We start from the raw sequence: 25,415 nt of genomic DNA on the forward strand, positions 1-25,415 counted from the left end.
AATGCCCGTCGAAGGTTCATAATGATAGAGAATGTCTTTCTTGGACAGCTTGTTCATTCTTTTTTTACCTCTTTTGGTCTGAACCAGGTGATGCGGGGTCGCTTCCAGGAGCAGGGCAGGGACTATCTGCGAATCGGGTTTGTCATTTTCGGCTGGACGTAAGTAAATGGCCGTCAATGTAGAGTTAGGCTGGTTGTAAATGTCGATCTGCATGACCTGGGTACTTGTACTTTTCCCATTCTTGCAGGTCTTAACGTGCTCCCCAACCTTCACATCAGCAATCGGTTTTACACTTCCGTCGGCCATGGTGACCGGCGCGCTTCCTGAAAAATATTTGTACCGTTTCTTTTTCTTAGAGACCTTAATCGTTTCTTCCGATTTAATGTTGCTATCGACAGCGTTTTCCGACTGGGCCAATAAATTCAATGAAAAAAATGAAAGAAAAGAAGTGATGATGATCTTATGCATAAATGGTTGTTTATTCTTCAAAATCATGCTTTGGACATTTTAACAAACACCTTACTCAAAGCATTGGGCACAGCGCCCAGGCAAATTAATATCAATCCGGCAGTTACCAAAGTGGAAGTGTGAGCAAAAAAGGCTCCGGATGACAATATCGCCAGGATCAGGATAGTTGAAAATGGCAGTGAGAATGCCAGCAGCAACACGGCCAGTTCCAGGTCAAATGTTCTCTTTTCTTTGGGTAGCGATTTGGCTTCTTCCCTGAGGTTGAAAGCAGAAATATGTGCCAGCGGCCAGAAACTAGCAGCGCTCAAAGGGATCACAATTGCTAAAAGAATCATTGATAAATCATTGATGTTCAGCACGTATATCATTCCCGCGCTGATGAGCATGGTACTGCCTGCCCGGAAGAACAGTATACTTGCAACGATACGCTTCTTGCCTTCCTTTAGCTGCACGGCCAGGCCGATAAAAAGTAATACGAGCGGTGTCATCATCGCACTGGTCTTGTCAAAAAGATCCAAAACAACCGATGGAAGCGTTTTGTAATTAATGCCGAGGCTTAGGAGAATGATCGCCAGAAAAATCAGAATATTAATGGGTTCCTGAAACATACTGGCAAAAAGACTTTTCAGCTTTCCGCCCATTTTAGTCTCCTTATCATCGCTGTTTTTGAGGAACATGTTCATCGCGAGAATGTACAATGAAATGAGGACAAAAAACTTGTTACCTACATCCGCAAGGGCAGCGATAGCAAGGCTTTTTTCACCCAGAAACTCAGCAATAAAGGGAAAGCACGATAATCCTGGCGCTAGCGAAGGAATCAGCATCATCAGTGTTCTGCCGGTAGGGCTGTTTTTTTCAATCCCAAACAATGCAAAAGCAAGCGGCGCGGAGAAGAACATTAAGAAGTTAAAAACCAGGGTCACCAGTGGGATAATGATCATGGAAGAGTCAATATCAATCTTCATCAACGAAATGAAGATCGTAGACGGCAATGCAACGGATAAAATAATTTCCTTGATACCGTTCGTCTGATCCTTACTCTTGAATTTGCTTTTGAGAAGCAGACCCAGAGAAATCAACAGCAATAGTGTTATGGTTTTTTGCAATGCATCACTCATAATCAAAAAATATTTGAATGGTCAATGGGTATCATGAAGATGTTTAAAGAGGGTAGTACTTCCGGGGAATTTTATTAATAGGAGTGAAAATAGTTTGTCATCCTGAGCGGAGTAGAAGGAAAATGCACTTCGACTCCGCTCAGTGTGACAAGGGGCTTGCTTAGTGTGACAACGGACCTAGCTCAGCTGCCCCAGTGCGCCGACGAAGGCTTTCATTTCGTCCATTGTACCGAGACTTACGCGGCACCATGGTTTGTTTTGGATATCAAATGAGCGTACGGCCACACCTTTTGCAGTCATTTTAGTAAGTAATTCCTTACCTGAAATGCTGATCGGGAATAGTACGAAGTTGGTGAACGATGGAATGTATTTATAACCCATTTTGTCCAGGTTTTCGTAGAGATATAGTTTCGCCTCGTGGTTCAGTTTACGTGTAGTACCTTGGAACTCTTTGTCATCCAGGCTGGCAGATGCTGCGAAAATGGAAGTATAAGAGATCCCCATTCCACCGCGGGTGATCTTGTTGATGGTTTCCAGGTAAGATGGAAGAGCAACCATATAACCCACACGGATACCAGCCATTCCCATGATTTTAGAGAAAGTACGGGCAACGATTACGTTTTTCTTCTGAGTAAGAAGAGAAATCATGCTCTGAGTGTCAGCACCAACAGCTAGTTCAATGTAAGCTTCGTCTACAAAAACAGGAACTTTCTCCGAAACGCGTGAGCAGAAATCCAGCAGATCCTGTCCTTTTGTGATCGCTCCGGTTGGGTTGTTCGGGTTACAAACGTAAACCAGTTTAGTTTCGCTGTCGATAGCAGCTTCCATTGCCTTCAAGTCATGTGACCAGTCGGCAGTACACGGAACAGGCTTCCAGGTTGCACCTACAGATTTGGCAACCTGTACCAGTGACATATAGCAAGGGTCAGCAGAAACGATGTTTCCTGTGCCTTTCATGAATGTTACCAGAGCTACTTTTTCCAAAAGGTCAGACGAACCAGGGCCCATCATAATATGATCGGCAGTTACACCTTCTTTTTTCGCAATTTTATCAATCAGGTCATACATTTCTTTCCATGCATAACGGTTACCGTATTTCACAGACTCCGCTACTGCTTTTTGTGCAGACATTGGTGGTCCGTAAGGGTTTTCGTTAGCATTCAGTTTTGCGATAATCTTGGGCGCTTTAAAATCAGCAGGTAAAAAGTGTTCTCTTACCATTGGGCTGCGGTAAATGCGGCTTTCAGGATCTAATGGTAGTGGTGAGTTTGAGAAAGCTCCCATGCTCAGGTGCGGTGCTAAGGTCATACCTCCGATTGCCATTAAACCGGATTTTAACAGATTCCGACGGTCAATTTTTTGATTCATTTTTCAAATGTTTAGTAAGTACGTGACGATAAATATTATTGGGTAATGTATTGATACAATTTACAAATAAACAAGCCAACTATGGTCAATAGTTGGCCTGTTTTTCAATTAGTTAGCTTGTACTTGCGAAAATCTTGTGAACGCGATTCCCTTGTAGCTTCCAGTCCAGGAGATCTTGGTGACCGACCCTGCCTTTGGGGCTGCAACACCCAGTTCTGCCCATGTTTTATCGATGGTTACCAATCCTTGTGCATTCGATGTTACTTCGCCAAGAACGGTACCGGTGCGTAATGTAATTTTGATCGCAACGTTTGGTACGGGAATAGAGTCAATGCCTTTGGTATGATCCAGAATGTTGGTCTTATCCAGTTCAAGCAGCCTGGCCGAAAGTGTCAGTTTGGCATCAGTTGCTTTGTAAGCAACGGTTGGTTCGCTGGCAATTGGCGCGCCGAAAGCAGCTCCCACGATATCTACCAGTACCGGTGCAACATCATTGTCCAGAAACGGATCTTCTTCTTTGCAGGATACCAGGCCCAGCGATAGGGTTAGCGCGAGGCAAAACGCGGGAAAGTATGTTTTGATATTTTTCATAATCTCGGATTCTTGAATAAAATTGAAATGATTGCGAACATTACTTTTCAGCCCACCACAATTTGGTTTTCATATCATTAGGCCCACCGTTCAATCCTTCTCCTGCTTTCACTGCCTCAGCATTCAACGAATACTCTGAGTTAGGATAAGGGAAACGGGTTGGCAGTATACCGCCGTTCTGTAATACTGCACGTGGATCAGGAGCTGGGAAAACAGGCAATCCTGTTCTGCGCCATTCGATCCAGGCTTCTACACCCTGAGCGAAAAGAGCGACCCATTTTTGTTCCAATACTTTTTCACGGGTTACCGCGCCGAGTTTCGTCAGGAATGATGTCGAAGGCGTCAGGCCATATTGCGCGAACGATGCTGCCACGCCAGTTTCAAAGTAAGTTTTAGCTGTTCCGATAGTGATATCACCATCCAGTGCAGCTTCGGCAAGAATAAAGTTCAATTCAGCAAAAGTCATGATCACTTCCGGCGCTTCCGGCTTGGTGAATGCATTTCCAATGGTCGCGCTGGTGGCTAGGTAGGAAGTGGCAATGGCGTCAGGTAGTCCGTTTGCATGTCCTTCGTATTTGCCATCCTTGTTTGCATTGGCGTAAACCGTAATGCGGCTGTCGTCCAGTGCATTCATTTTGTCAGCCAGCGTTTTGCTGATATTCCAGTCGGTACGTCCGTCCTGCTTCATTACCTGGTTCCATTCATTGTTGCTTGGAAGTACGAGCGTGCAGTTCAGTTGTGCATTGTCAGCATTGCTGGTGAAGATCGGAAACTTGGCCGCGTCGCCTAGGATCTCAGCCATGATCGCTTTGGATTCAGCTGATTTCTTGGCTGCCTGACGGTTCGCAAGACGCAGACGCAATGAATTCGCGAATTTTTTCCATTTCAAAATGTCGCCGGAGTACAGGATATCCCCTGCGACAGCCGGACCACCTACGGTCAATTTTTCATTGGCCATTTTTAGGTCGTTCAGCATACCTGCATATACCACGTCCATTGGGTCGTATTTGGGCGTGTAAACAGGAGTATCAGCTGTTCCTTTGATGGCATCTGTGTAAGGAATCGCACCATATAAATCGGTCAGCAATGAGAAAACCCAGGTACGCATCACCAATGCTACGCCTTCGTAGTTAGGGTTGGGCGTTGCAGAGCCTTCGCCTGTTTGCAGGATAATGCGCTGGAAATTCAGCTGAGAGTCATTGTAAAAGCCTTTCCAGTTGTTCGCAACCAATGCAGGTGAAACCGTGTAGTCATCGCCTTCATTGGAATAAATATTCCGGGTCAGATGCTGTACGTACAGTTCGGCCGCATCAATGTTGATACGCTCGAAACGGGTCCGATGTCCCCAGTAGCGATCGATCGCCGTTTCGATCCCGGTTGGAAGCAGGTACTGAGGTCCGATAGCCGTCGGGCTGTTTGGACTCGTATTCATTTCATCAAAATCTTTGGTACAGCTGGTTGCAGTCAGAATCCCCGCTAATGCTGTCATCCAAACGGTTTTATGATTAAATATCTTTTTCATTTCGAAGTTCTTTAAGGTCCGTTAATTAGGTTAGCTGGATCAGAATGACAACGACAGGTTCATACCTACGCTGCGTGAACTTGGAAGTTCTCCGTAACCAAATCCTTGTCCATTTCCTCCTTTTGCATCAATTTCAGGATCGATATGTGGTGTGTTTTTGAAGATCATCCACACATTGCGTCCTACCACTGAAAGTTTAGCGGACTGAATTTTGATTCTTTTCAGGAACGAAGGAGAAAAGTTGTAACCCAGCGACAATTCACGAAGTTTTACATAGCTCGCATCGAAAATCGCCGACTCGTGGTAGTTACGTGGGTTGCTGTAACCATAAAGCTGGTTGGCAGTAACGATGATGTCATTGGGTACGAAAGATTTGGTTCCGTCAGCAGCAGTTTGTTCACGTACACCTTTTCCAATCACCCCTTCTTCACGGCCTAGGGCAGTTTCTGCGTATTGGCCAGTCCAGCGGGCAGTACCAGTTCCTTCGTCGTAAATGTCTCCGCCGATGCGAACATCAACCAATGCGCTCAATGAGAACCCTTTGAAATTCAATGTGTTCTGCATACCACCGATCCAGTCTGGCTGAACACTGCCCAGCTTTTGGTTGGACACTGTCACCGGCAATCCATTCGCACCGTAAACAACCTGTCCGTCCGGGGATTTTTGGAAACCAACGCCGTAGAATGTTCCGTATGTTTCTCCTACCCGGGCCTCAGAGCTCATACCTCTCTGGGTAGCAAGGGTGTAAGTAGTTAATCCTTCGGCAAGCTCGATTACCTTGTTACGGTTACGTGCATAATTTAAAGATACATCCCAGCTGAAACCATTCGACAACTTGATCGGTGTTCCTGAAATAGTAACCTCGACACCTTTGTTAGTGATCTTTCCTGCATTCAGGATCCTTGTGTTGTAGCCGCTGGCTTTGGAGATTTCAACGCCCAGGATCTGGTCTTTGGTAGTTTGCTCGTAGTAGGTAACATCCAAACCAATTTTTCCTTTGAGGAAGCGCAGGTCCGCACCTACTTCAAGACCTGTTGTGATTTCAGGTTTCAAGTCGGAATTGGCGATCTGGATATTTTCAGAAAACTTGGGAACCGAGCCATTCCATGAACCACTTGATGTGAAGGTCTGGGCCAATTGATAAGGACTTGCGTCATTTCCAACCTGTGCATAGCTCGCACGCAGTTTTCCGAATGTCAAGACATTGCTTTTCAGGTCAAACAACTCTGTAACCACCGCACTCACAGATGCAGAAGGGTAGAAGTAGGAGCGTGCATTGGACGGCAATGTACTTGACCAGTCATTTCTTGCAGTAAGGTCAAGGAAAAGTGCGTTTCTCCATGAGAAATTAGCAGTTCCGAAAAGGCTTTGTGTTTCTGACTCCTGAATCAAACTTTCAATGGTATTGGCGCTTGGTACAGAGTTTCCTGCATTATACAAGCCGTCTACAACCATTTCACCCACAGCGAAGTAATTTCTTTTGTAATAATTTTTACGCTGAATTCCACCCACCTGAACGTTCAGGCTGAAATCTGTGCTTAGGCTTTTGTTGTAAGTCAGCATGAAATCCGAGTTCGTTTCCTGGCTGCGCAATACTTCTTCGTTGAAACGGCCCGGGGTACGTGTACCGTTACGAACACGTAGGAAGTTGGTAACATTGATACGGGTATCGCTCCAATAGTCGGTTCCGCTGCGCAGCATTAAGGTCAATGAAGGCAGAATTTTGTAATTCAATGCAATGTTCCCTAGCAACCTGTCTTTCTCATTGCCAGACGGTAGTCTTTTTTGTGAAAAATAAGGGTTGGTAAAAAATGTATGCTGCCAGTTTGGTGGATCAGTATCGCCCACTTTTTGGTTGTGCACGTCCGTGTATTTTTCATAGTCACGCAATTGATCCCATGAAACAGAACGGTGTGACCAGATAAATTCCTGGCCGCCGGAGTAGCTACGGTTATCAGAGCCGGATTTGATGTATTCACCGGACAATGTAATGCTGATATTTTTGGTAAGATTGTATCCTGAGTTGATGCGGAAGTTGTTGCGGTGGAAATCATTGTAGTACATGATCCCTTTCTGGTCCACCCGGCTCAATCCTAAACGGAAATAGCCTTTGTCGTTACCACCTGATAGCGCAACGCTGTTGGTGATCGTGCGGCCGGTATCCCAGTACTCGTCCCAGTTGTTAGGCTGAGGAGTCAGTGGTGCAACATCGTCACCAGTCCACCACTGTCTCACGAGACGCCCGTCCATTGGAGCTCCCCAGCTTTCATCTGTTCCTGCTGATCCGGCAAGCGGATATCTTCCGTCGTAAACCGCCCTGTATTGTGCGATCTGCGCAGCGTCGGTAATGGAGGAGCTCCATCCGTCGTTGTACCATGTCCTGTAACCATTTCCACCACCATAAGTGTTTTGGAAATCTGGCTTGATCCAGGGACGTTCAAATGTAATGTTCGAGTTGATTTCAACGCCTAAACCTTTGGTACCCTGACCATTTTTGGTCGTGATCAGAATAACACCGTTGGCAGCGCGCGATCCATATAGGGCGGCAGCGTTAGGTCCTTTCAAAACAGACATTTCCTTGATGTTGTCCGGGTTAACTTCCGAAATTCCTCCTCCGAGTGTTTTGTTGGCAGTTTGTTCCATAGGTACACCGTCGATAACGATCAATGGCTGGTTGTTTCCGGAAACGGAGGACGAGCCCCTGATCTGGATCGTAGATCCACTACCCGGGCCACCGTTTGCCTGTACTCTCACACCTGCGATTTTTCCGGACAATGCATTGGCCACGTTGGTAGAGCGTGACTCTGTTAATGCACTTCCTTTTACTTCCTGTACTGTATAGCCTAGTGCTTTTTTCTCACGCTCAATACCAAAAGCGGTTACTACCACCTCGGCAAGCTGACGTGTATCTGCATCTAATTTGATGTCAAACTGAGTTTGATTGCCGATTGCAATCTCTTTGATTAAAAATCCAACATACGAGACAACCAGGACACCATCGCCTGGTACTGAAAAGCTAAATTTTCCATCCGCGTCTGCATTGGTACCGACGTTGGTACCCTTGTAAATAACAGAAGCACCAGCTAATCCAAGACCATCGTCGGCAGCTGATATTTTACCGCTCAACTGACGCACTTGCGCGAAAGCAGCCGGAGAACACAGACAGACCCATAATAATAAGAGTAGAACTTTACGCATGGGGAACTAGGGTTAAATTGTTGTTAGGTTGTATTTGGGAAGAAAAAAGTTATGGCTGTGTGGTGTCCACGTTGCCGTGCGCCGCACACACTTTCGCGTGGACATAACAACACAGCCATAAGCTTGCAAAACTGCTTTTCCGGAAAGCAATACCCTCTTTAATCGAGGACAAACAGTGGTAGAAGTTTTAGACTGGGCAAAAAAACCAGACTCCGACAAATTTGTTTGTCCACGGTGTCGAGAAACCAGTATTAAAAAAATTATATTGTATTGAGGTGGAACGTGCCAAAAGGTCGTAAGACGAACCTTTGGATTTTCACAATGTTCCTCCCAATACGGTCAGATATATTCATGTGCGGCTGGAATATATCTTCGGATTAGAAGTTCGGTCATTCGTTTAATGACATTTCAAATATACTGACAATGTCAAAAAATGCAAGAGAATAAATCTAAAAATTGAAGTTTTTTGCAATAATAATTGGTCATTTAAAATTATTATAAAATGTTTTAGTAATAATTTTATAATTAGTTTCAAATTTCCTGTTTCTGCGAGATCTCTATGGAGTGTGTAGACTTGATTTTAGATAGATTGCAATTAATGATCTAAAATTGAGATATTTATATACGTAAAAAATGAATTTTAAATAAAATTTAGGTTACAAACGATGATTTATTAACCTAATTTCGTCTAAATGGCAAAAAAATAAAAGGGCCCCCGTTTAGGGAGCCCTCTTTTTAGAAAACTAAGAATATTTATATTTTGTTAGCAGCTCTAATCAATGTATCGCTTCAAGATAGGCTTATAGGAATCAATTCTCCGGTCTCTCAAAAACGGCCAGGTAGTACGGTAATGATCCAGTTTTTCAAGATCAAGCTCCTGAACATGTGTTACTTCTCCCTCGTGCGGGGCCAGGAAAAGTAACCTTCCCTGCGGATTACACACAAAAGAACCTCCCCAAAACTGCTGTTCGGCCTCGCGTCCCACCCGGTTGACGGATACTACATACACACCATTCGCAACAGCATGCCCACGCTGGATAGTTTGCCACGCACCGTATTGCTCCTCATTGATCAACTGGTCCTGCTCATTCGTGTCCCAACCGATGGCAGTAGGATAAAATAATATTTCAGCGCCCATCAAACTGGTAATTCTTGCTGCTTCGGGATACCACTGGTCCCAGCATATCAATACACCGATTTTAGCAAATTTTGTTTCGAATATCCGGTAACCGGTCGTATCACCCTGTTCCTGGGAATCGCCCGTTGGTGCGTCGCCCGGCGTGAAATAGAATTTTTCATAGTATCCGGGATCATCGGGAATGTGCATTTTGCGATATTTTCCGAGGTAAGCACCGTCGGCGTCCAGGACGGCGGTGGTGTTGTGATAAAGGCCGTGTGCCCTTTTCTCAAACAGTGAAGCAATGATCACCACGTGCAGCTCCTTGGCGAGAGCGCCCAATGTATCAGTAGTAGGGCCGGGGATCGCTTCGGCAAGCGCGAAGTTGGCGTGGTCTTCTACGTCACAAAAATATAGTGATTTGAAAAGCTCCTGAAGACAGATCACATTCGCGCCTTTTCGAGCAGCTTCACGGATTTTAGTAACAGCTTTTTGAAAATTAGCATCAACATCATCGGTACAGCTCATTTGCACCAGACCTATGTTTACCTTTTTTGTCATTGATCAGAGATTGTGGATTAACCTTATATATAGTAGGAAAGGCAACACTAATTTGCCAATGGTAGTTCTTTAATAGGAAAGTCGAAAGAGATGTCGTTCATACACTTGAAATGCTTTTTTGGACATTCCTTGTACCCGATTTTGGAACACGGCCTGCATTCCAAATTTTTGTTTTCTAGAATTTCGAATGCGGTCTTATAAGGATACATTCCAAAAGTCGGTACAGTATTGCCCCAGATCGAATACACTTTTTTCTTAAAAGCTGCCGCTACGTGCATTAAACCCGTATCGTGTGAAAATACGATCAGCGACTTCTGAATCAGCGACGCCGACTGATTGAAACTGTATTGTCCACAGGAGTTCAGTATCAATGTGTCGCCCAGTGCTTTTCGAACTTCTTCACCCGCCTCAAAATCTTCTTTCCCGCCTAGCAAAACCATAGGGAAATTGATCTTTCTGCAAAGCTCGATCATTCTTAGGACGGGAAGTTTCTTGGTGCCATGCTGCCCGCCTATCGCATAGGCCACAAAGCCATTCTGGTGGCTCTGAGGTAACCAGGCAAGTTCTACATTGTCTTTATATGGAATAAAATAGTCGAGACCCCTGTTATCATTGGTTATCCCAAGCGATTTCAAAGTATCCATGCAGCGATCGACAATGTGTACGTCGGGCAGATAATTGATCTTGAATTGGGTCAGGAGGAATTTCTGCATGTTCAGTTTTTCAAAACTGAAAGACGGCACACCCAGCGCGAGTTTGATCCGTAATGTCCGGATGTTCCTGTGCAGGTCTATAATGTAGTTGAATTTCTCTTTTTTGAGAATGGAAAGCAGTTCGCTGGTATTTTTTTCCAGGAGCCAGACCTTATCAATGTAAGGATTGTCTTTCAGGATAAACTCAAACTTGCTTTTCGTGAAATAGTGAATCTCAGCATCCGGCATTTGTTGTTTCAGGCACCTTACGACCGGCGTCGTCAGCACGATGTCGCCAATGGAAGAAAAACGCAGAATTAAGAATTTGACCGGTTTATTCACTTTTAGTTCTTGACTTTTCGGATAAGGCAGGAGGTGCTGCGGCCGGGTATGCTTCCAGCGGCGGTGGCTCCACAACCAGTTATCAGGTTGTCGTTTAATGTCTTCTTCCAGGTATTCAATCTGGCTTTGAAGAATATGGTTAGCAGGTTCTTGTTTAGGATTTTCGGTTATCAGTTTGAAATAGGCCTTATAAAAACCTCTTTTAAAATCATCTCTGAGTATGCCCATGTACAAAACCGGTGCATTTAATCTTTTCGCAATCAATTCGGCACCTCTGAAAATTCCCGTATCCTGATTCAAAAACCGCGTCCAGTATGCTTTCTGCGGTACCGGCGACTGGTCATTGATCAGCACAAACAGGAATGGTTTTTCGGCGGGGGCCAGTGCGCGGCTCATCGCTTCCCGCATTGGCACCATTTCAGTACCGAACCGGGTACGCACTTTCTTGAACCAGTCTTCGAAAATATCATTGGCCAGTTCGTGATAAACGACCACAATTTGGTAGGATAATTTGGCAGAAGCAAACAAGTTGAGCATTTCCCAATTTCCAAGATGCCCCGCCAACACCACCAAACTCTGCTGTTTTCCGGAATAGTAGTCCAGGATCGACGTTTCCAGGTCAAATCTTTTCAGCAGATCATTCCTGGAAATAGATCTTAATTTAATGGTCTCAAAAACGATATCGGTAAAGTTCCGGTAGTAATCCCGTGCTATCGACTCGATCGTATTGGAGTCGTAAGATGGGAAACTGTTGCGAAGATTGGTAAGGATCACATTTCTACGGTAATGTCCGAGGTCGAATATGAGGAAGCGGAAAACGTCCGAGAGCTTATATAATTTTTTCCATGAAAGCCGTGAAATTGCCGTCAGGATAACCAATAGCAGTCTGATAGGGAGCGTCTTCATCGAGTAAATTCTTCTGCAAAAACAAACCCATTATGCAAAAGAAATAGTTCCTCACAGGCACTTCTATATCAATATTTGCTCAGGTTTGAGGCATTCAGGGCGTTTGTGCTTCCAACGGCGGTGGCTCCACAGCCAGTTATGTGGCTGCGTGTTAATGTTCTGTTCGAGTATACGGATCTGCCTTTCCAGTATTTCGTTGTTGCGGACTTCCTTAGGCTTGCTAGTAATGGTTGAGATGTCAACATGATAGTATCCCCGCTTGTCTGCCACTTTGCTGAAATCAGCGTATAGTACCGTCAGGTTATACCGCCGGGCAATGGTTTCCACGCCACGGAAAACGCCTGTATCCTGGTGCAAAAACCTCGTCCAGAACGCTGTTTTGGGGTTTGGCGACTGATCATTGGCCAGCACGACCACGTAGGGTTTTTCCCGCGGTTTTTGCAACTCTTTAAAAATGCCGTCCATGGGAACAAGCTTCGCACCGAACCGTGTTCTCAGATCCAGAAACCACTGATCGGAAGCCTGGTTTTGAAGCGGCCTGTATACCACGATGCATTCATGCGTAAAGCAAAGCGACGAGAACAGATTAGCGAGCTCCCAGTTGCCCCGGTGGCCCATTAGATAGATGATGTTAGTCTTGTTGTCATAAAAGTCATCCATGATGCTAATATCACCCTGCAGCCGCTCGCGGACACATTCCGGGCTGGCAGTACGGAACTTGATAGTTTCGACGATGAGATCCGTGAAATGGAGGTAAAAATCTTTGGCAATGCGTTGGAGCTCAGCATCGCTTTTCTCGGGAAAACTGTTTTTCAGGTTTTGCCAGATTACTTTTTTACGGTATCCAAAAACTCCGAAAAGCATCCAGCAGAGAAAATCAGAAAGCCGGAAGGCATTTTTCCAGGAAAGGCGGGAAATTTGGTTCAGTACTGAAAACAGAATTTGGGCAATAATGCGCTTCATTTATGCAAATTTGACAAAACTACGTATATAATATGTGTTTGTAAAATGTTAGCATTTGATTTTGATTTTTGGTAGATTCACTGTTTCAAAACATACGTAAGAACGTGCTGGAAGGATTATTTGACATCAAGAACGACCGCCGCCTGAGCATGTACCTGTACCGGGTGGGGTTTGGAATGTGGCTGATGTATCTGGTACTCGGCGCTCCTGCTCTGCATCCCTATTTGCATTATAGACAGGACTGCGGGTTGTTATCTTTCGTATTCATGATCTTTGGATTCACTGCTTCGATGGTTTACGATTATTTCCATCACCACGATCAGTACGAAATGAAGAAGAAATGGCTGTTCATCAGCTACGTGGTACTAGCCGGCATTATCTATTTCCTGGAATTTAAAGGTAAAGGTAATGTGATCGACCTGCACTGGGTCCTAGGCCTGCTCTAATCTGCAAATCCATTTACACCAGTTTGCTTCTGCATCATTTCGTGAACTTTATCATAAGACAGATCAGGTAGCGCTGCTACTTTTCCTATGACAATAATGGCCGGAGACGCCATTTCGCTTACTTTCGAAAGTGGCACAATGTTGCTGATCTTGCCCGTAACCAGTTTCTGATTTTCAAGCGTCCCGTTCTGAATAATCGTGATAGGCTCGTCCATTTTGTCCAACCCAGAATACATCGCCACGATTTCTTCCAGTTTGTGAAGTCCCATTAAAACCACAACCGTAGCCGAAGATTGCGCTGCCAGATAAAGATCTTTGGATAACTGATGCTCTTTCGTAGTGCCGGTAATGACCCAGAAACTTTCACTGACGCCTCTTGAAGTCAGAGGAATGCCTGCCAGTGCCGGTACAGCATAGCTACTCGAAATGCCCGGAATTACTTCCGATTCGATGCCATACTCTGCGGCAAACATGATTTCTTCATAGCCACGTCCGAAAATAAACGAGTCGCCGCCTTTCAGCCGCACCACTTCGCCGTATTGACGTGCTTTTTCAACAATGAGTTCATTGATATCATCCTGTCCGCAACTGGTTTTTCCAAATCGTTTTCCGACAAGGATTTTAACGCAATCTTCCGGGCAATAATCCAAAAGTGAGGGGTGGGCAAGGGAATCGTAGAGCACGACTTTCGCTTTTTTCAAAGCTTTGATCCCTTTCAAAGTGATCAGGTCCGGATCTCCCGGACCTGCACCAATTAGTGTCAGTTTCATATTTTAGAGACTTCGGCCGTCGGCTGTCGGCAGTCAAACTTTAAGAGCCGACTGCCGAAAGCCGATTGCCGGCGGCCATATATTAACTATCTTTTCCAAATGACAATTCCTGCAAAACGGGCTCTCCGGTTTCCATTAATTGTGACTCTCTTGTGTTGCGGACGAAATCCAGGAACTGCTCGGCTGTACTCAGGAAGTAAGTCGCGAACGCTTCTGTCGGCTCAAACTTGTTGATACTGAAAGCCAGTGAGCGGAATGGAGTTTCTGCTTTGTCTGTCAATGTGAATTCCGAAGGTGTTTCGTATTTGAACTCCTGGCCGAAATGCGTTTCAAAGTCGTTGATAATGCCGTACTGTGTGTTAGTAGTCACATCTTTGGTCATTAACAGGCCTTTTGCACCGGTGATCAGTACATTATAAGCATGGTATATCGCGTCAGCCCAAATGCCTGAGTCGAAGTTTTCTTTGGCAAGATTTAGTTTTTCCTGTCCTTCGGTAATGGTCGTAGCCACAAGATCCACCAGCACACTCGCGCATTCTCCTACTCCGATCTCGGTTTTGAACAATTCGTCGTGGTCCCAGTCGCGGTAGTCATCATCCTGTACCGTAGAGAGGTCTGCGATCGGTTTCAGCAGCTGGAAGAAATAATTCTTCGTCTGGCGCTGGTAGTATTGGTTGTAATATTCACCATCGTATGCATTCGTTTCAAAATCATTGAAAAGCGTACGCAATACTTCCGGTCCACGTTTGGTAGGAACTTTGATCACCTTATCGCCAATCAAACCAATGCCATCACCTGAAAAACCACCGCCCAGCAGCACTTGCAAAGCAGGAAGTACCAGCTTGCCATTTTTGATAGAACTGCCGTGGAAACCAATGTTGGATGCATTATGCTGGCCGCAACCATTCATGCAGCCGCTGATCTTGATTTTAATGTCCTGATTGTAAATCATTTCAGGATATTCGTCACGCATTACATCTTCCAGTACGCGTGTAATCCCGTAGCTGCTGGAAATCGCCAGGTTACAAGTGTCAGTTCCGGGGCAGGTAGTAATGTCCATCGTGCTGTCGAAACCAGGATTTACAAGTCCTAATTTTGCCAGTTCATGATAGATCGCTACCAGATCTTCACCTTTAACAAAGCGAAGAATGTATCCTTGATTCACCGTCACACGAATGTCATCGGCAGCATATTGGCGTACAATGTCAGCCAATGTACGGGCAGTATCAGAGCGCATATCGCCCAAGAGAACCCGTAATTGAACTGCATGCCAGCCTTTTTGTTTTTGTTCAAATGTATTGGTACGAAGCCATTTTGTGAAAGTATCCAGCTGGGAAGCATCGATGCTTTCCGCAGCAATTTTCAAAATCTCGACCTCGCTCAATGAAGGACGCGGCGCATGATTGATTGATTCAATCTCATTGGTACCAAACAGATCCTCAGGAATCGTGAAGACTTTGTTTTTAACAGCGGTACGTTCTTCTTCCACCTTAGCCATCATACCTTCCAGCCCCATGTCATTCAACAGGAATTTCATCCGGGCCTTGTGGCGTCTTACGCGTTCTCCGTAACGGTCGAAAACACGAAGCAATGCTTCAATGAATGGTATTACGTCTTTTTCTTCCAGGAATTCAAATGCAGTTTGGGCTGAGAAAGGCTGCGCGCCTAATCCTCCGCCTATTAACACTTTGAAACCTTTTACTGATTCACCAGCCGCATTCATGCCCATTTTGGCGATCAGACCCACATCGTGAATAAACGCGAGCGCAGAGTCTTTTTCGGAAGATGAAACAGCTATTTTAAACTTCCGTCCCATATCCTGATTGATAGGATTGCGAAGGAAATAAGTGAATATCGAATGCGTGATGGGTGTTACATCAAAAGGTTCGTCTGGGTCAATACCCGCTATGGAAGATGCCGTGACGTTCCTGATGGTATTTCCACAGGCTTCTTTTAATGTTATACCCGCATCTTCCAGGTCCGCCCACAGTTGAGGCGAGTCCGAAAGCTTTACAAAGTGCAACTGGATATCCTGGCGCGTGGTAGCATGCAGGTTACCGGTTGCAAATTTGTCGGACGTATCGGCAATGCGCACGAGCTGGTCTGCGGTAATGCGTCCATAGGGAAGTTTAATACGGATCATTTGCACGCCTGGCTGGCGCTGACCGTACACGCCACGTGTCAGACGAAACTTACGGAATGCTTCTTCCGGCGTTTCACCTGAGTTAAAGGCATTGATTTTACTGTTTAAATCAATGATATCACGCTTTGCAACGGCGGATACTTTGTCAGAAATGATTATTTCGCTCATGATGGTATTTCTTGTAATCTAATCGTCTATCGGAATAGTATATTTTATTGTCACACATTTTGCATAGCAGTCAGATGACTGCAGCGATAGTCGAAGTGCTATGTACGACGCTCAGGATGACAATTTCACTCAATCATACAAGCCCCAACGGTAACATTCGATGTTTCGTCGATCAGAATAGCGGCGCCGTTTGCGCGGTTTTTCTGATAAGGGTCGTAGGCAATGGGTTGGGCGGTTCTCAAAACAATTCTTGCGACATCGTTCAGTTTCAGGCTTTCAACCTCGTCCAGTTTTTCGTATGAATTGATATCAATCTGGTATTCAATGTCACGGACTGAACAGCGGGATCTTGCTGTGCCGTGTTGCAGTACGTATTTGTTACCTGGTTTCAATGTCTTTTTGTCGTCCATCCAGCACACCAGCGCCTCTATATCCTGACTCACAACCGGGGAACTATTCAAAGAAACAATGATATCTCCGCGGCTGATGTCAACGTCGTCTTCCAGCAAAATTGTTACCGATTCTAGAACAGACGCCTCCTCCATTTCGTTTCCGCCGAATTCAATTTTAGCGATTTTTGACTCCGTTTCAGAAGGTAATACTTTGACCAGATCACCCTTTTTGAAACTTCCGCTCTGTACCCGGCCTGCATAGCCACGGTAATCGTGCAATTCCTCAGTTTGAGGACGGATCACATATTGAACAGAGAAACGTCCGTCTTCCAGATTCTGATCTTTCAATACATTCACAGTTTCCAAAACAGAAAGCAACGTTTCGCCCGTATACCAGCTCATATTGACCGATCTGTCTACAATGTTGTCGCCGTTCAAAGCGCTTACTGGAATAATGGTCAGGTCTTTGATATTGAGCTTTTTAGCTAACTCCTCGTACGATTTTGCGATTTCTAAAAACGCATCTTCTGAGTTACCAACCAGGTCCATTTTATTAATAGCCACAATCACGTGGGGAATGCCCAGCATCGAGGCGATCAGCGAATGTCTGCGGGTTTGCTCCACTACACCGTGACGCGCATCCACCAGAATAATCGCCAAATCGGCATTGGAAGCACCGGTAACCATGTTTCGGGTGTATTGAATATGCCCCGGCGCATCGATACTGATAAACTTACGGTTTGGTGTTTGAAAATATTTGTACGCAACGTCAATGGTAATCCCCTGCTCGCGTTCCGAACGAAGGCCGTCGGTTAGCAATGCAAGATCAATTTCACCTGTATTGCGGGTTTTGCTGGCACGCTCAATAGCCTCCATCTGATCCGCCAGAATGTTTTTTGTATCGTAAAGCAAGCGTCCGATCAACGTACTTTTTCCGTCATCTACGGAACCTGCTGTAATAAATCTTAATAAATCCACCTTAACAATTTTGAATGATTGAATGAGTCAATGACTGAATGTCACCCTGAGCGTAGCCGAAGGGGGGCTTAAAAATATCCTCCTTTTTTACGGTCTTCCATGGCTGCTTCCGTTTGCTGGTCGTCGATCCGGGTTTCGCCTCGTTCGCTGATCCGTGACACGGTGATTTCTGCGATCACTTCGTCCAGGGTTGCAGCACTGGATTCTACGGCTGCGGTACAGGTCATATCACCCACCGTCCGGAAACGAACCTGACGAGTTACGATCTGATCATCAGGATCTGTTTCAATAACAGGTGTATTGTTCAGCAACTTTCCATCTCTCAAGATCAATTCACGCTCGTGTGCGAAGTAAATGGAAGGAAGCGTAATGCCTTCTCTTTTCAGGTAAGCCCATACGTCCAGCTCGGTCCAGTTCGAGATCGGGAATACACGTACGTTTTCGCCTTTCTGAATTCTTCCGTTAAACAGGTTCCAAAGCTCAGGGCGCTGACGTTTCGGGTCCCATTGACCAAATTCATCGCGGAAAGAGAATATCCGCTCTTTTGCACGTGCTTTTTCCTCATCCCGGCGTGCGCCACCTATGCAGGCATCGAACTCGAACTCCTCAATAGTATCTAATAAAGTAAAGGTCTGCAACCAGTTACGGCTTGCATTCTTTCCTGTCTGTTCTTTCAGGCCTTTGGCTTTAATGGTATCTTCCACATATCTCACGATCAGTTTCGAATCGGTTTTTTCAGCCAATTCATCGCGGTATTCGATCGCTTCAATAAAATTGTGTCCGGTATCGATATGAACCAAAGGAAAAGGGATTTTGCCGGGAGCAAAGGCTTTTTGCGCCAGACGAACCAGCGTGATCGAGTCTTTTCCACCAGAAAATAACAAGGCAGGGCGCTCAAATTGGCCAGCCACTTCACGCATAATGTAAATGGCCTCGGCTTCCAGTTGATCCAGATAATCCGGAGTTCTTCGTTCGTTACCTAACTCACGACTATCAATATCGGAGGCCTCTTTAACTGAAATTGACATAGTTATTATTTTTCTTTCGAGATTGATGTTGCTAATGAGCTTTTAGCGGTTAGCTGTTAGCTTTTATTATATTTTGAAGCAGAAACGAAAAGCTAAAAGCTCATAGCTAAAAGCTGTTGCCTAAGAGCTACTTCGCATGTAAACCACATTCCTTTTTCGATTCGTCTTCCCACCACCAGCGGCCGGCCCTGAAATCCTCACCTTCCTGTATCGCACGGGTGCAGGGTGCGCAGCCAATGCTCACAAAACCTTTATCATGCAACGGGTTATAAGGAATGCCATTGGACTTTACATAATTTTTTACTTCTTCAAATGACCAGTCAAGGATAGGGTGGAACTTCACCAGCTGATGTGCTTCGTCCCATTCAAGCCTTGGCATATCATGACGATTTCCCGACTGTTCTGCCCGGATACCGGTCACCCAAATCTTCGCACCTTTCAATGCGCGGTTCAGCGGTTCCACCTTACGGATAAAGCAGCATTCCTTTCTGTTTTCCACCGATTCGTAAAAACTCAATGGGCCTTTTGTGCTTACCAGTTCTTCTACTGCTGGCGTCTGCGGGTAGTAGACTTTTATTTTGGTATCATACCGGTTGTTCGTTTTTTGCAGCGTCATATATGTTTCACTGAAAAGCCTTCCGGTATCCAATGTGAAAATACTGATGTCGATACTGTTCTTTAAAATAAGATCAGAAATAACCTGGTCTTCATAACCCAAACTCGTTGAAAATACAATTTCGCCAGGGAACAGGTCCGCCAGTATTGCCAGCGATTCTATTTCACTTTTGCCTTCGATGGCCGCGTTTAAAGAAGATAATATGGTCTCGTTCATGGTGTTTATTATATCAAATCAAAACGGGCAACATTCAAAAATTCCTCATTCAAATGATCAAAGTCCCTGTCCGTTGTTATTAATGTTGCATTTAAAACACTCGCAGTCGCAGCAATCCACAAGTCATTTTTACCCATGTTTCTGGCTGAATCTTTCAATTGTTTTTCCTGCAATCTGCCTTGACTAAATGCGTCAATTTCTGCGTAACGCTCAACAAGATCAGCGTAGAGGTTCGTTACCGGCACAAATTCTTTTATCAATATTTGCAGTTTTACCGTCCTAGTATATCCCCAGTTATTTTGAATAGCAATAGATCTTAGCTCTCCCCCTATGATTGCCGGTAGATATACAACTGTTCCTGTTTCAAATATTCCAAAAGGCCCTTCTATTTTATCCCAAACCGGGTGTTTTCGTAAATAAGCCAGAATGACGTTTGTATCAAGTACATATTTCATTTAGTTAATTGCGAAAGCAAAAGTTCAAGAGGCTCTTCTATTGCAAGGGTGTCTCTCAAAGCGTCAAGCTTTTCTTTATTCAGACCGGTATATCCAGTTCTTTCTATATGTTTTTGTACGCCTTCCTCAGTAGTAAGATCTTCACCCTCTGGAACAAGCATTCGCAATGGATTGTCTGCTGGTAATTCGCTGATAATGAATTTGTTCAAACTTACGCCTGCTAAATCAGCCGCTTGTCTCAACGAAAGAATTTCTTTTGCATAAAGCTGACCTGCAATTGACAGCAAGATTTTCTCTCTTTCAAACTGCTCAGGAATCTCAATCGTTGTTGTGTGCATGTATGTATTTGTTTAAGTTTCAATCAATCTAATATATCACTTTTCACAGACACCTCCACGGCGTTGGCGAAATCTTCGATCAAATCCTCAATGTCTTCCAAACCAACCGAAATACGGATCAAACCTTCGGTAATGCCCAAAGCTTTTTTCTCCTCAGGTTTTAGTTTCGCGTGTGTAGTTGTATTTGGGTTTGTTACAATGGTTCTGGTATCACCAAGATTTGATGATAGTGAAGCGATTTCCAGTGCGTCCATAAATGCGGAAACACGCTCAAAACCACCTTCCAGGTCAATAGTAACAATAGCGCCACCGGCTGACATTTGCTGTTTGGCCAGCTCATGTTGCGGATGCGATTCAAGGAAAGGGTATCTCACAGATTTCACGTCCGGATGTTTTTCCAAAGCCAGTGCAAGCTTCAATGCGTTTTCACAATGTCTGTCCATTCTCAGGCCCAGTGTTTCAAGACTTTTAGTCAAAACCCAGGCATTAAATGGTGACATAGACGGGCCCGTCTGACGACAGAAAAACCGTAACTCTTTGATATATTCTTTTTTACCAACAACAACTCCGCCCAAAACACGGCCCTGGCCATCCATAAATTTCGTTGCCGAATGCAGGACAAGGTCAGCACCAAAATCCGCCGGTGTTTGTAAAGCCGGTGAAGCAAAGCAGTTATCAACATTAAAGATTAAATTATGCTTTTTGCAAAGCCTTCCCACCATTGCAAGATCTACCAGATCAAGCCCCGGATTGGATGGCGTTTCGAGGTAAACCATTCTTGAATTAGGTTGCACCGCAGCTTCCCAGTCACCCTCGCTGGCATCCGCGTCCAGGTAAGTATGAGTTATGCCCCATTTGCTCAAAATTTGTGTAATCACCTGATGAGCAGATCCGAACAATGCCCGACTGGCGATAATGTGATCTCCGGTTTTGAGCAAAGCAGCCATACTCGCAAACACTGCCGCCATTCCCGTCGCAGTAGCAACGCCATCTTCACAGTCTTCCAGAAGACAAACCTTGTCCACAAATTCCTGAACAGTAGGATTGGAAAAACGGCTGTAAATGTTTCCGTCTTCTGTTTCTTCAAAAAGTGCTTTTCCCTGCTCGGCGCTTTCAAAAGTGAAGCTACTGGTCAAAAACAGAGGAGTGGAATGCTCACGATACTTTGTTTTCGGTGTCTGGGTACGTATCGCTTTGGTTTGCTTTTTCATTTTTAGCTTTTGGCCACTAGCTGTTAGCTGTTAGCCTTTTTTTATTATTTACTTAAATCAATTCAATGTTGTTATCAGGTAAAATGCAGCTATTAACTGCTAACTGTTAACTGTTAGCCTTTTTTATTATTTACTTAAATCAATTTTCAATGTTACTATCAGGTCGAATGCAGCTAAAAGCTAAAAGCTAATCGCTAACAGCTACTAGCCAAACCATACCTACAAATCACTCAAAACCATATAAATAATCCTCAAACTCACAATCACTACAATGGTACCAACCATGATCATCATTGTTTTAATAGGTAATCTTCTTGAAAGGTTCGCGGCGATCGGAGCGGCTACCATACCACCTAGTATTAAACCTAAAACCACCTGCCAATGTGAAAAGCCGATGATGCTGATGAATGTAACCGAGCTCGCCAGCGAGACAAAAAATTCGGCCAGGTTCACCGAGCCGATCGTGTATTTCGGATGACGTCCTCTTGCAATCAATGTTGAAGTAACAATAGGTCCCCATCCACCGCCACCGATTGAATCCAGGGTTCCGCCCGCCAGTGCCAGCCAGCCTATTTTGGTCATAGGCCTTTTTTCAACTCGCTTCTTTAACGCTTTCTGAATAATAAGAATTCCCAGAATCAGCGTATACACTGCCACCAAAGGCTTAATTATATAAATATATTTTTCAAAGGACGAGAGTAAGTAAGCTCCGGCAATCGCACCTAGTACGCCAGGGAATAGAATTTTCTTGAAGAGCTTACTGTTTACATTCCCAAATTTGAGGTGCATGTAACCGGAAACCCCACTGGTAAATATCTCGGAAGTATGAACGCTCGCGCTTACTGCGGAGGGTGGTACCCCCAATGTCAGCAAAAAAGTAGCAGCAGTTACGCCGTATGCCATACCCAAAGCTCCGTCGATCATTTGCGCAACGAAACCGCCGAGTACGTAGTAAAAGAAGTTTTCGTTCAGTTCAAGATCGTTCCAGAGAACAGTGAGGCGGTCGTAGGTGAAGAATGTGAACAGCAGGTGTCCCACGATCATTAATGCTATCGCTGAGAAAATGTTGACTGCGACTTCCGTTCCGGTACGTTTGCGAATAGTCGCTGCCCATATCTTTTGCTGAATGGTCTCCCAGGTTAGCGGGGTTTTTGTACTATTCCGAGGTGTATTCCAGGTCTTCGGTGCCGCGTCACTCGTTTCTTTACTGGTATTGAAGCGGAAATCTGATTCTTCCGGCAAATCTCTTAAAAAAACTACCTGTCCCTTTTCCCTCGCAAGAGCAGCCAAACGCCGATCTTCCTCAGGATCACCACTTGCAATGTAAGCTACATGCAAAGATTCCCAGTCGTTCGTGGCATCAGATGAGGGTGTAAAGTCCGCTGCTTCCTTCAAAGTCTATGTAGTATACTATTATTATAGAGTAAACAGTCAACAAAATAGCAAACAATAGTTTGCTACGAGGATGGCAAATTTAAGACCTAATTGTTAATTTTCAAAGAAGAAAGTACGAGACAAGTCAAGCATAGGCACGGATTTCGAAGAGTGAAGCAGGAACATTAGCATTAGAATTGATTACTTTAAATTTCAAATAACGCGTTGACGTTGGCTGTTGGACATTTACGGTCCTTTTTGTCTGATGATTGTCTTTAATGCTGCCAACGAGTTCATCCCTATCATTAAAAATTTCAATGTTAGCTGCGCAAAACGGCATGACAGTCTCCGGGTGTACATAAATGACATTCTCCATCGGGTGGTCGAAGTCGGTATCAAAGATCAGTTCAATGGTAGAAACATTGGTCGGCTCGCTCCATTCAATAGTCAGTTCCGGATTTTGATCGTCCAATCCTGCAACCCATGCATTAGGGCCGGCAATGGGGCGATGCAGGCCATTTTGTATGTTTTCAGGGGAAAAAAGATCGATTGGTTCGCTTAAAAGTAGCGCCAGATTACGTCCTTCCGGCCGACGCTGCGGGCACCAGAATTCAAATGTATCTACGCCCAAATCTTCCTCAGACTCTTGCTTGCCATAGTTGGAGACAGCGGGATTGGTTGCATTGAAAACTGTTAGCAGGCCCGTTACCCGTGTGTCGCTATACTGGATCCTGATATTTTCATTTTTCATCAAACACACAAAAGCGTAACATTGCTCATTGAAAACTTTCATCCAGTCCAGCTGAATTTCATGTTTGCCGGGAGCCAATTCAAAAGTCCTTTTTTCCAAAGTGACGTCAGGCGTGTGGTTGAATGCCTTGCTGCTTTTGCGGAGTTCTACATCCAGGGTTGTATGTTGCAAAGCCTCTACCCAAACCGTGACAGCAGGCATTTTTCCATGCACTGGCAGCATTTGGGCCACGGAATGTTCAATGGTCGCCCAGTGATTGGAGACTTTTAATTCCCGGAGTTGCAGACTGGAAGATGCGGCAATGTTCGCTTTTTCAACCAGATTATCAGGATCTGAAATTGTAGTCTGCGGTAAATATTGACCCGAACGCCATAGTTCCCGTTGCAGTTCTTCCAAGTGCAGTTCACCCACTTCTCTCGGTGTGCAATTGTATTTTTTAGCAACAGCCGCCGCCACAGCCACCGCCTGTCCGCCGGTAGCGCTCGTGGCCATTACCCGCGTAGATGCAAACGCTACGTGTGTAGCGCTGATGATCCTGCCCGCAATGAAGAGGTTACTAATATTTTTACTGTAAAAACAACGATAAGGAATGCTGTAAACCCCCTTGCTATGCCATTGATTACAGCCAGACTGATCACTGTAAACACCGTCGGCAGGATGCAGATCAAGACTCCATCCGCCGAATGCAACGGTGTCGTCAAATGTTTTTTGTTCGACAATGTCCTGCTGTTTGATCAGATAATCACCTTCAAACCGGCGGCTTTCCCGCTTTCCGGGGATGGTACCGACCCATTCCAATGTCATATTTTCCGCTTCGGGAAATTCACCAGAGTTTTTAATGTAGTTCCACGCACCATAAACAACCTTCCAGAGCTCCCATTTGATTTTTTCAGTATCGTGAACCGTATCCAACCTGCCTCCGTATTCCAGCCACCATAGCCGGCAGCCAAAGTCTTTGGGACTGAAAGTTTTGTAACGCGGAATGTCGGTAATGTCCTGCAACGCAAAAGACGGCGGCGTGAACTTAACCGGACGGTCTATGTCTTTGGAATAGAAATACATAGAATGTCCAAGCAACTCACCATAAGCCTTGTCCGGCGCGAATTTTTCACCAAACTCCTCCATTGATTCAGCACCCATCCTGAATGCTGCGCCTGCCAGGAAGCCCACAATTCCGTCACCCGATGAATCACAAAAAAGGGGGGCTGATAGCACATATTTGGTGCTATTCTGACTGCAAAAGGCGTATATAGTTTCAATAGCATCATTTTCCGACCCGCTCTTCTTGTCCAGATCATAAACCGCCGTATTCAAAAGCAGCGTAATGTTGGCCTCCTCCACTACTTTTTCCAGCAGTACAATGTCAAAAATCAGCGGGTTACCGTCTGGATTCCGGTGAATATTATCCAGCATGATCTCGTCGATCACACCGCCTTCCCTCGCCCAACGATTGTTATTGCCCATGTGCGAAGTAGCGCCGAGTATCCATAGCCGGACTTCGCTGGAACAATTGCCTCCCAGAACCGGCCTATCCTGCACCAGGATTACTTTTACACCTGCCCGTGCTGCCGTTACCGCGGCGCAGGTACCGGTTAATCCACCTCCCACAATCACCAGATCGGCCGATAATGCTATTGTTTTTGGTTGTCTTTTGTGTGTTGATTCTTCTTTTATCATTGGTCA

The 25,415-nt window shown here is 45.0% G+C and carries 20 protein-coding genes and 1 pseudogene; 1 reads left to right on the forward strand and 20 read right to left on the reverse strand.

The window, feature by feature from the left end; translation table 11 throughout:
- The 10 genes and pseudogenes from ABIO93_RS16945 to ABIO93_RS16990 form a co-directional block, all read right to left on the reverse strand.
- The coding region (locus ABIO93_RS16945) for a hypothetical protein (RefSeq protein WP_348069752.1) at positions 1-468 on the reverse strand (468 nt) is incomplete at its 3' end.
- 23 nt (positions 469-491) lie between these two features.
- Positions 492-1,586 carry a hypothetical protein gene (locus ABIO93_RS16950; RefSeq protein WP_348069754.1) on the reverse strand — a complete coding sequence of 365 codons (1,095 nt, stop codon included), beginning with the start codon at positions 1,584-1,586 and terminating at the stop codon, positions 492-494.
- A gap of 177 nt (positions 1,587-1,763) precedes the next feature.
- Complete coding sequence (locus ABIO93_RS16955) at positions 1,764-2,954, reverse strand: histidinol-phosphate transaminase (RefSeq protein ID WP_348069755.1); 1,191 nt, start codon at positions 2,952-2,954, stop codon at positions 1,764-1,766.
- A 108-nt stretch (positions 2,955-3,062) separates the two neighbouring features.
- A complete protein-coding gene (locus ABIO93_RS16960) occupies positions 3,063-3,545 on the reverse strand; it encodes a hypothetical protein (RefSeq protein ID WP_348069757.1) in 483 nt (160 codons plus the stop codon).
- Positions 3,546-3,585: 40 nt separating this feature from the next.
- Positions 3,586-5,067, reverse strand: coding sequence for a SusD/RagB family nutrient-binding outer membrane lipoprotein (locus ABIO93_RS16965; RefSeq protein ID WP_348069759.1), 1,482 nt, complete (start codon positions 5,065-5,067; stop codon positions 3,586-3,588).
- Positions 5,068-5,106: 39 nt separating this feature from the next.
- The gene (locus ABIO93_RS16970) at positions 5,107-8,265 is read right to left on the reverse strand and encodes a SusC/RagA family TonB-linked outer membrane protein (RefSeq protein ID WP_348069760.1); all 3,159 of its coding nucleotides are present in this window, start codon (positions 8,263-8,265) and stop codon (positions 5,107-5,109) included.
- Positions 8,266-9,037: 772 nt separating this feature from the next.
- A complete protein-coding gene (locus ABIO93_RS16975; RefSeq protein WP_348069762.1) occupies positions 9,038-9,943 on the reverse strand; it encodes a carbon-nitrogen hydrolase in 906 nt (301 codons plus the stop codon).
- A gap of 47 nt (positions 9,944-9,990) precedes the next feature.
- Positions 9,991-10,977 (reverse strand): glycosyltransferase family 9 protein, encoded by a 987-nt coding sequence (locus tag ABIO93_RS16980; RefSeq protein WP_348069874.1) that lies wholly within the window; start codon positions 10,975-10,977, stop codon positions 9,991-9,993.
- 63 nt (positions 10,978-11,040) lie between these two features.
- A pseudogene (locus tag ABIO93_RS16985) lies at positions 11,041-11,883 on the reverse strand (lysophospholipid acyltransferase family protein); the annotation flags it as partial.
- A gap of 63 nt (positions 11,884-11,946) precedes the next feature.
- The gene (locus ABIO93_RS16990; RefSeq protein ID WP_348069764.1) at positions 11,947-12,846 is read right to left on the reverse strand and encodes a lysophospholipid acyltransferase family protein; all 900 of its coding nucleotides are present in this window, start codon (positions 12,844-12,846) and stop codon (positions 11,947-11,949) included.
- A 104-nt stretch (positions 12,847-12,950) separates the two neighbouring features.
- Between ABIO93_RS16990 and ABIO93_RS16995 the strand changes: the two genes are divergently transcribed.
- The gene (locus ABIO93_RS16995; protein ID WP_348069876.1) at positions 12,951-13,292 is read left to right on the forward strand and encodes a hypothetical protein; all 342 of its coding nucleotides are present in this window, start codon (positions 12,951-12,953) and stop codon (positions 13,290-13,292) included.
- On the opposite strand, the gene cobA is transcribed toward ABIO93_RS16995, so the two are convergent.
- From cobA to ABIO93_RS17045, 10 genes are all read right to left on the reverse strand, one after another.
- Positions 13,289-14,062, reverse strand: coding sequence for a uroporphyrinogen-III C-methyltransferase (cobA, locus tag ABIO93_RS17000; RefSeq protein ID WP_348069765.1), 774 nt, complete (start codon positions 14,060-14,062; stop codon positions 13,289-13,291). The genes ABIO93_RS16995 and cobA overlap by 4 nt on opposite strands.
- Positions 14,063-14,144: 82 nt before the next feature.
- Complete coding sequence (locus ABIO93_RS17005) at positions 14,145-16,373, reverse strand: HEPN domain-containing protein (protein WP_348069767.1); 2,229 nt, start codon at positions 16,371-16,373, stop codon at positions 14,145-14,147.
- 125 nt (positions 16,374-16,498) lie between these two features.
- Entirely contained in the window at positions 16,499-17,743 is a 1,245-nt protein-coding gene (locus ABIO93_RS17010; protein WP_348069769.1) for a GTP-binding protein, read from the reverse strand.
- 68 nt (positions 17,744-17,811) lie between these two features.
- Positions 17,812-18,771 (reverse strand): sulfate adenylyltransferase subunit CysD, encoded by a 960-nt coding sequence (cysD, locus tag ABIO93_RS17015; protein WP_348069770.1) that lies wholly within the window; start codon positions 18,769-18,771, stop codon positions 17,812-17,814.
- A gap of 127 nt (positions 18,772-18,898) precedes the next feature.
- Positions 18,899-19,603, reverse strand: a complete 705-nt coding sequence (locus ABIO93_RS17020; protein WP_348069772.1) for a phosphoadenylyl-sulfate reductase — start codon at positions 19,601-19,603, stop codon at positions 18,899-18,901.
- An 8-nt stretch (positions 19,604-19,611) separates the two neighbouring features.
- Positions 19,612-20,058: a PIN domain-containing protein gene (locus ABIO93_RS17025; RefSeq protein ID WP_348069774.1), complete on the reverse strand. Its 447-nt coding sequence runs from the start codon at positions 20,056-20,058 to the stop codon at positions 19,612-19,614.
- Positions 20,055-20,396 (reverse strand): UPF0175 family protein, encoded by a 342-nt coding sequence (locus tag ABIO93_RS17030; RefSeq protein WP_348069775.1) that lies wholly within the window; start codon positions 20,394-20,396, stop codon positions 20,055-20,057. The genes ABIO93_RS17025 and ABIO93_RS17030 overlap by 4 nt, the downstream gene beginning before the upstream one ends.
- Before the next feature lie 23 nt (positions 20,397-20,419).
- Positions 20,420-21,607 carry an aminotransferase class V-fold PLP-dependent enzyme gene (locus ABIO93_RS17035; protein ID WP_348069777.1) on the reverse strand — a complete coding sequence of 396 codons (1,188 nt, stop codon included), beginning with the start codon at positions 21,605-21,607 and terminating at the stop codon, positions 20,420-20,422.
- Between the two features lie 219 nt (positions 21,608-21,826).
- Complete coding sequence (locus tag ABIO93_RS17040; RefSeq protein WP_348069778.1) at positions 21,827-23,002, reverse strand: TSUP family transporter; 1,176 nt, start codon at positions 23,000-23,002, stop codon at positions 21,827-21,829.
- 124 nt (positions 23,003-23,126) lie between these two features.
- The gene (locus tag ABIO93_RS17045; protein WP_348069780.1) at positions 23,127-25,409 is read right to left on the reverse strand and encodes an FAD-dependent oxidoreductase; all 2,283 of its coding nucleotides are present in this window, start codon (positions 25,407-25,409) and stop codon (positions 23,127-23,129) included.
- Positions 25,410-25,415: the final 6 nt, after the last annotated feature.

This window comes from Dyadobacter sp. (assembly GCF_039919315.1).
In the GTDB taxonomy this organism is placed as follows: domain Bacteria; phylum Bacteroidota; class Bacteroidia; order Cytophagales; family Spirosomataceae; genus Dyadobacter.

Excerpts from the sequence above, each read along its gene's own strand:
- ABIO93_RS16970 (WP_348069760.1), bottom strand. The coding sequence starts at position 8,265 with ATGCGTAAAGTTCTACTCTTATTATTATGGGTCTGTCTGTGTTCTCCG.
- ABIO93_RS17005 (WP_348069767.1), bottom strand. The coding sequence starts at position 16,373 with ATGAGCGAAATAATCATTTCTGACAAAGTATCCGCCGTTGCAAAGCGT.
- cobA (WP_348069765.1), bottom strand. The coding sequence starts at position 14,062 with ATGAAACTGACACTAATTGGTGCAGGTCCGGGAGATCCGGACCTGATC.
- ABIO93_RS17020 (WP_348069772.1), bottom strand. The coding sequence starts at position 19,603 with ATGAACGAGACCATATTATCTTCTTTAAACGCGGCCATCGAAGGCAAA.
- ABIO93_RS17030 (WP_348069775.1), bottom strand. The coding sequence starts at position 20,396 with ATGCACACAACAACGATTGAGATTCCTGAGCAGTTTGAAAGAGAGAAA.
- ABIO93_RS17035 (WP_348069777.1), bottom strand. The coding sequence starts at position 21,607 with ATGAAAAAGCAAACCAAAGCGATACGTACCCAGACACCGAAAACAAAG.
- ABIO93_RS16950 (WP_348069754.1), bottom strand. The coding sequence starts at position 1,586 with ATGAGTGATGCATTGCAAAAAACCATAACACTATTGCTGTTGATTTCT.
- ABIO93_RS17045 (WP_348069780.1), bottom strand. The coding sequence starts at position 25,409 with ATGATAAAAGAAGAATCAACACACAAAAGACAACCAAAAACAATAGCA.
- cysD (WP_348069770.1), bottom strand. The coding sequence starts at position 18,771 with ATGTCAATTTCAGTTAAAGAGGCCTCCGATATTGATAGTCGTGAGTTA.
- ABIO93_RS16990 (WP_348069764.1), bottom strand. The coding sequence starts at position 12,846 with ATGAAGCGCATTATTGCCCAAATTCTGTTTTCAGTACTGAACCAAATT.
- ABIO93_RS16975 (WP_348069762.1), bottom strand. The coding sequence starts at position 9,943 with ATGACAAAAAAGGTAAACATAGGTCTGGTGCAAATGAGCTGTACCGAT.
- ABIO93_RS16965 (WP_348069759.1), bottom strand. The coding sequence starts at position 5,067 with ATGAAAAAGATATTTAATCATAAAACCGTTTGGATGACAGCATTAGCG.
- ABIO93_RS16955 (WP_348069755.1), bottom strand. The coding sequence starts at position 2,954 with ATGAATCAAAAAATTGACCGTCGGAATCTGTTAAAATCCGGTTTAATG.
- ABIO93_RS16960 (WP_348069757.1), bottom strand. The coding sequence starts at position 3,545 with ATGAAAAATATCAAAACATACTTTCCCGCGTTTTGCCTCGCGCTAACC.
- ABIO93_RS17025 (WP_348069774.1), bottom strand. The coding sequence starts at position 20,058 with ATGAAATATGTACTTGATACAAACGTCATTCTGGCTTATTTACGAAAA.